This is a genomic window from Tychonema sp. LEGE 07196 (assembly GCF_963890365.1).
Lineage (GTDB): Bacteria > Cyanobacteriota > Cyanobacteriia > Cyanobacteriales > Microcoleaceae > Microcoleus.
The window spans coordinates 1-7087 of sequence record NZ_CAWPRX010000132.1; the positions used below are offsets into that span (position 1 = coordinate 1).

General features: G+C 45.2%; 5 protein-coding genes. 4 read left to right on the forward strand and 1 reads right to left on the reverse strand.

The window, feature by feature from the left end:
* The first annotated feature begins 300 nt into the window (after positions 1-300).
* Together AACV78_RS15760 and AACV78_RS15765 are read left to right on the forward strand one after the other, a co-directional pair.
* Positions 301-2241 (forward strand): S9 family peptidase, encoded by a 1941-nt coding sequence (locus AACV78_RS15760; RefSeq protein ID WP_194012886.1) that lies wholly within the window; start codon positions 301-303, stop codon positions 2239-2241.
* 238 nt (positions 2242-2479) lie between these two features.
* On the forward strand, positions 2480-2698 hold the full coding sequence (locus AACV78_RS15765; RefSeq protein WP_194012885.1) for a hypothetical protein: 219 nt from the start codon (positions 2480-2482) through the stop codon (positions 2696-2698).
* Between the two features lie 507 nt (positions 2699-3205).
* Here AACV78_RS15765 and AACV78_RS15770 read toward each other — a convergent pair.
* Positions 3206-4543, reverse strand: coding sequence for an ArsB/NhaD family transporter (locus tag AACV78_RS15770; RefSeq protein WP_194012884.1), 1338 nt, complete (start codon positions 4541-4543; stop codon positions 3206-3208).
* A 204-nt stretch (positions 4544-4747) separates the two neighbouring features.
* On the opposite strand from AACV78_RS15770, the gene AACV78_RS15775 reads away from it, so the two are divergent.
* Positions 4748-6031: a sensor histidine kinase gene (locus tag AACV78_RS15775; RefSeq protein ID WP_339383669.1), complete on the forward strand. Its 1284-nt coding sequence runs from the start codon at positions 4748-4750 to the stop codon at positions 6029-6031.
* A gap of 42 nt (positions 6032-6073) precedes the next feature.
* Positions 6074-7087 (forward strand): magnesium chelatase ATPase subunit I (locus AACV78_RS15780; protein ID WP_194074416.1); only part of this gene is annotated, 1014 nt, incomplete at its 3' end.

Below are 7087 nucleotides of genomic sequence, written 5' to 3' on the forward strand. Positions count from 1 at the left end.
ACAATATTCTTTCGATGTGGAACAGTTAATGAAGTTAAGTCCTTCTAAACGCCGCTTTTATCAACAAGGTATGCGGGCTGCAACCCTTATACAGTCTATCTCGTAGACCTCTTTGTCACCCCCCCAGAAAAAGGAGAGGCTTTAAACCAATTATTTCTGGTAAAATACCAAGATAGCGGTTTTGAGTTGACTGAAGTACAGAGTCGGGTAGAAAAACAGCATTACCGCGTCCTCTATTTCATCAGATTTAAAACTGCTATATTAATTTTTTCGTTCTCAAAACACAACTGTCTGTACTTTATGAATACCACATCGCCTTACGGCTCTTGGAAATCTCCCATCACCTCAGATTTAATTGTTTCGGGAACTGTCGGACTCGGACAAATTGCTATGGACGAATCGGATATTTACTGGGTAGAAGGACGACCGTCGGAAGCGGGTAGAAGTGTCATTGTGCGGCGCACTCCAGACGGTAAAATAACTGATGTAACGCCCCAGCCTTTCAACGTTCGCACTCGCGTTCACGAATACGGCGGCGGTTCGTTTGCAGTAGCCGGCGGTGTGGTGTATTTCTCTCATTTTGCCGACCAACGTATTTATTGTCAAGCATTAGATTCTCAACCAGCACCTCTCACACCTGCTGCTAAGAATTGCTACGCAGATATGATTGTTGACCGGCAAAGAAATCGCTTGATTTGCGTGCGCGAAGACGGTGCCGGTGAGGGGGAATCTGTCAACACTATTGTTAGCATTAATTTAGATAACGGCGAAGATATTCAAATCTTAACTCAAGGTAACGATTTTTATGCTTCTCCTCGTTTGAGTCCCGATGGTTCTCGACTTTCCTGGATTTCTTGGAACCATCCAAATATGCCGTGGGATGGGACAGAATTGTGGGTAGCAGAAATTAAGAGTGGCGGTTCTTTAGGCGAAAAATATTTAGTAGCTGGTGGCGCTGACGAGTCGATTTTTCAACCGGAATGGTCGCCCGATGGAGTTTTGTATTTTGTTTCTGACAAGTCGAACTGGTGGAATTTTTACAGAACTATTAATCTCAGCTTGCAAGAAAAACCAGAAGTCGAACCTCTGTGCGAAATGGCGGCTGAATTCGGTCTTCCTCAGTGGGTTTTTGGAATGTCTACCTATGCGGTTGTTTCCGAAAACAAAATTATTTGTACTTACACTCAGCAAGGTAAGTGGCATTTAGCCAGTCTCGATTTGACGACAAAGCAGCTAACAAAAATTGAGCTGCCTTATACTGATATTTCGTCGGTGAAAGCGCAGGGAGAAACTGTGGTTTTTCTGGCGGGTTCGCCTACTGAATCTACTGCTATTGTTAAATTAAATTTAGCAAGTGGCGAACGGGAAATTTTGCGAAAATCGAGCGATTTAAGTATCGATTCTGGTTATCTTTCTGTACCGGAAATGCTAGAGTTTCCCACGGAAAACGGTTTGACTGCTTTCGGCTTTTTCTATCCCCCGAAAAATCAAGATTTTGCTGCACCTGCGGGTGAAAAACCGCCGCTGGTTGTCAAAAGTCACGGCGGCCCAACTGCTGCTACTTCTAGCGGTATGAATTTGAGAATTCAATATTGGACGAGTCGCGGTTTTGCTGTGCTTGATGTTAATTACGGCGGTAGCACTGGTTACGGTAGAGAATACAGAAGAAGATTGCAAAATAGTTGGGGAATTGTTGATGTTGATGATTGCGCTAATGGTGCTAAATATTTAGCTGCAAAAAATTTGGTTGATGGCGAAAGAATGGCGATCGCCGGAGGGAGTGCAGGGGGGTACACTACTCTGTGCGCTCTGACCTTCCGGGATGTGTTTAAGGCCGGTGCTAGCTATTATGGGGTTAGCGATTTGGAGGCTTTGGCTACTGATACTCACAAGTTTGAGGCGCGCTATCTTGATGGATTAATTGGGCCTTATCCAGAACGCAAAGATTTGTATGTAGAACGTTCTCCGATTCATTCTGCTGAACGTTTATCTTGTCCGGTAATCTTTTTTCAAGGATTGGAAGATAAGGTTGTTCCGCCGAATCAAGCGGAAATGATGGTAGAGATATTGAAAGCTAAAGGTTTGCCGGTTGCTTACGTTACCTATGAGGGGGAACAGCACGGTTTTCGCCGCGCTGAAAATATTAAGAGAACTCTTGATGGGGAGTTTTATTTCTATTCCCGGGTGTTTAAGTTTGAGTTGGCTGAACCGGTGGAAGAAGTGCCGATTTACAATCTTTAGAAAAAGTTAAGTTTGCAGTTGTTTTGTTGGCGCTTTAACGCAACTGCAAAGGACGGCATAATTTGCACATATTGAATGTGATTTAGTTCACAAATTCTGTTGGTTGCTGTCACAAGTTTTGGCTGTTTGGTGTCACTGATTTTAAGAAAATTTACATAGAAACTATGAAAGTGCGATCGCCCTCTGTGACTGCAGATAAAGTGCGATCGCCCTAGCGTCAAGTTGAGAGTCAATCTCTATGCAAACTCCTGTCAACCTGATTCCATCTGCTTTGGGCGAGCTGTTCGCCGAAGTGAATTATAATGGCTACATTACTTTGGCCGATCGCTACGGTTTGATGGCCGCTATTTTTGACGAGACTTTGACGGAGGAAGAGAAATGCTCGATCGATCGCATCCTGCGCTCTGTGTGTCGGGGTAGGATAAAATTAGTTAATGAACTGTCTGTGCTCAGATAAGCACTGACAACACCTTCACAAAACTCAGCCTCTTGTCCCTCTTTAAGAGACTAAGGAATTAAGAAATAAAGGAAGTATTGAAGCCGGATTTATTATTACTACTATTATCTAGGGTGCGCCTTACCCGCAGGAGCATCTCAGCTTATTATACCATTTTTCTAAAATCGTGCAACACTCTTCGACCCCCCCTAGCCCCCCCTTGTAAAGGGGGGGGACAAGAACACTGTTGCATTCTTTTTTAAAATTGGTATTATTTTCAGCATTTGAGCGTGCGAACATTAATTAATAGCAACTCCCAAAACCAGTATTGGGCACGCAAGATACCTGATATCAATTGTGGTTGGACTCCTCATGAATGTTGACTGTTGAATGTTGACTGTTGAATGTTGAATGTTGAATGTTGACTGTTAACTGTTGACTAACAACAAATAACTAATAACCCATAACCAATAACCCATAACCAATAACCAATAACCCATAACCCATAACCCATAACCCATAACTTCTTCAAATCAAAAACCGAATAGTTACATAAACAGCAGCCACCAGCAATTGTACCGCCATCACCGGAAGCCCGTAACGCAGAAAGGTTTGAAAAGAAATCCGCTGTCCGTACTGCTCCGAAATTCCTGCTGCGACTATATTAGAAGAAGCTCCTACCAAAGTGCCATTTCCTCCTAAAGTGGCCCCGTACATCATCGCATAAAACAGCGGTAATACCTCCAGAGGAAACTGCCCTGCAAAATTGGGTTCTAGGACTTCCACAGGGGCTAACCCGATGTTAACAACATACTGTTTGAGCAAAGGCACCATCGCCACTACTAGCGGAATGTTCGGCACCACGCTCGACATTAAACCCACAAAAAATAACAAACTTAGCGAACCCAAAAAAATATTTTTACCCAAAATCACTGCTAGAATTCCCGATATACTGGCAATCACTCCAGTTTTTTCTAAACCCCCAATCAGTACAAAAGTAGACATGAAAAATAGCAGCGTACTCCAATCTAAATCCCGCAAAATATTGTTAACAGAATCTATTTTGGAGTGGTGAGCTAAAAGCATTGCCAAACCCGCCCCCAACAAAGCAACGGCTGCTGGTGAAAGTGGCACGGGCAGAGACTCTCCCACAACAAAAAATAGCAGCACAAAAGCTATGATTAAGCCGCCCACTGCTAAAACTCGCGGGTGATTAATTTTGGGATGTGGCAAGTGTGCCAAATCTTCTAATTCTTTGTGCCATATTTCGGGGAACAACCACGGCAGAAGAATGACTATTACTCCTACTGCAATTGCGCCGCCCAAACTTAATTTCACCAGGTAATCGGCAAAGCTCATATTAATCGCATCGCCTACAATGAATGTCGCCGGATCTCCCACGATTGTCAGCAGTCCCGAACTATTGGCTACAAATACCATTAAAATTAGTAAGGGTACAAAATCTACACCCACTTCTTGCGCCATTGGCGGAATTAATGGTGCTAGCAACATGACTGTGGTAGCATTGGGCAAAACTGCACAAATCGGGGTAGTAATCGCCACAATGCCCAGCAACAAATTTTTGCCTTTTCCTTTCGCCAACAGCACCATTTGAGTTGCCAAATAATCGAATACTTTGGTCGGCTCAAAGGCTCTCACCATGACCATGACTCCGAAAAATAAACCCAGGGTTCCGTGACTGCGACTGATATATTCGATCGCATTATTTAACGTCATCACGTGGGTAAAAACTAGAATCAGCGCCCCCAAAAATGCCGCAACTGTCAGGTGTATCCATTCTGTAATTATTAAGAAAACTACACCGATAAATGTTGCCGCAGCGATCGCAGCTTGCACGTTTTCCATTTAGTCCCCTGACAAAACTAAAGCTTAAAAATTAAAACCTCTGATTGTCAGCGAACTTACTACTTTTAGGCTGTTTTGTCAAGAGGTTTAAGTGTGACTTTTGGCAAAAAAAAGCTGGGATCTAATCATGGAGAGAGCAGCACGGGGGAAAAATCACCTCAAAACTACTTCTTTTAGCAGGGTTGCGATCGCCCGAAGTTTGGTATGGCGATCGGGCGATCGCTCAACTACAATAAAGCATGGGCAACATCTGCCAAATTCAACCCCCACGGAGACATCATGGACTACAGCCAAATGCTCGCCGACAAAACCGATACGATCCTCAAAAACTGGATTGAAGCAGTACGTCAGGATCGGAACATTGAAAGTGCTGACACCTTACCGCACTCAGCGATCGAAAATCACATACCCCATTTGTTGGCGGCGATGGCCGCATTGCTTTCCCAATATCGCAACAGCGACATAAACGTAATAATTGAAGCCAGTTTAGATCACGGACTTCTTAGAGCCGAACAAGGCTACGACTCCGCAGAAGTAGCCAGGGAATACCATTTATTGCGTCAAGTAATATTCTCAGAATTAGAAGCAGAATTGCTAGCAGGAACCACTGCCGAAGTATTCAAAGCTTTTCGCCTCATCGATGCCGTAATAGACGAAGCAATTGCCCAGTGTTTCAATAGCTACGTCGCTCAGAAGCTTCGGGAACTCCAACAAATCCAAAGTCAGTTACAACTCACAAATCAAGAACTCAATCGCCTCGTCAGCGTCAACCAAGAAAACCTCTCCTATTTAGCTCACGAACTCAAAACACCTCTCAACTCAATCATCGGTTATTCAGAGCTATTTTTGCGAAAAGGAAGGGCGCAAACAGAAATCAAAGATACCCTCCCCGGCATCGAACACATCGAGCGAGTATTGCGTAACGGCAGACAGTTGTTGCGCCTGATTAACGACGCACTAGAACTTGCCCGCGCCGATGCCGGCAAAATTAAACTTAACCTGCGGCAAACTAATGTACAATCTCTAATTAACACCGTAGTAGAAATGATGCAGCCAATTGCTGATGCTAAAGGACTAAAGCTTGCTGTTACCAGCGACTGCGCCCCCAAACAAGTAGTCGCCGACGGACAGCGGCTGCAACAAATTGTCACCAACCTTCTGAGTAATGCCATTCGCTATACAGAATCTGGTAGCATTGAATTAAGTTGCCGCCGCGCTGGAGAAGCAAATTGGACGATCGCCATTACAGATACAGGTATCGGCATCGCCCCCGAAGATACCAACCGCATCTTTGACCCCTTTTTTCAAGCAGGAGAAGCCCGCAAACAGCAGTATCCCCCCGACAGCACCGGCCTGGGATTAGCCATAGTATCGCGGCTAGTCACGCTTTTGCAAGGTCAAATAGAGGTAGTATCAGAAATCGGAGTCGGCTCAACTTTTACCGTAATTCTCCCTTTAGAAGTTAAAATACTTCAAGTAGTAAGCTAAAAATTAAGTTCAAAATTTTAGATCCGAACATCAGAAAATCCTATGCCCGCAGCCAACCTAAGCCCTTCAACAACAGCCTTTCCCCTCACCGCCGTAGTCGGGCAAGCAGCAATCAAATTAGCCCTGCTTTTAGCAGCAGTAGATCCCGGATTGGGAGGAGTTGCGATCGCCGGTCGCCGCGGTACCGCAAAATCAGTAATGGCCCGCGCCCTGCATTCCCTACTGCCACCAATTGAAATTGTTAAAGACTCTTTTTGCAACGCCGAACCCGATGAAAACATTGCAGAACAGACATCTTTTATATTAGAAGAAAACGGGCAAGATGCCCACACCACAAATACTAATTCCCCAAATACAGAAATTATTCCCGCACCCTTCATTCAAATTCCTTTGGGTGTCACCGAAGACCGACTCTTAGGTTCCGTCGATGTCGAACAATCAGTAAAATTTGGCAAAACCGTATTTCAACCCGGACTCCTGGCCCAAGCAAATCGAGGCGTACTTTACGTAGACGAAATCAACCTCCTCGATGACAACATTTCCAACCAATTGCTAACAGTATTAACCGAAGGTCGCAACCAAATAGAACGCGAAGGCATCAGCTTCCAACACCCTTGCAAACCTCTATTCATTGCCACCTACAACCCCGAAGAAGGGTCGCTCAGAGAACATTTGCTCGATCGCATCGCGATCGTACTTTCCGCCGACGCAGCACTCGAACTAGAAGAAAGAGTATACGCAGTAGAACAAGCCCTATCCTACTCCAGTTCCCCCCAAGAATTTCTCAACCAATACACCGAAGACACCGACAACCTCAAAACCCAAATCATCCTCGCCAGAGAATGGCTCAAAGATGTCACCATCAGCCGCGAACAAATTGCCTACCTAGTAGAAGAAGCCCTGCGCGGCGGAGTCCAGGGACACCGCGCCGAAATCTTCGCCTGTCGCGTCGCCAAAGCCGCCGCCGCCATCGAAGGACGCACAGAAGTTAACGCCGAAGATTTGCGCCGCGCCGTAGAACTCGTCATCGTACCCCGCGCCACCACTGTCCAAACT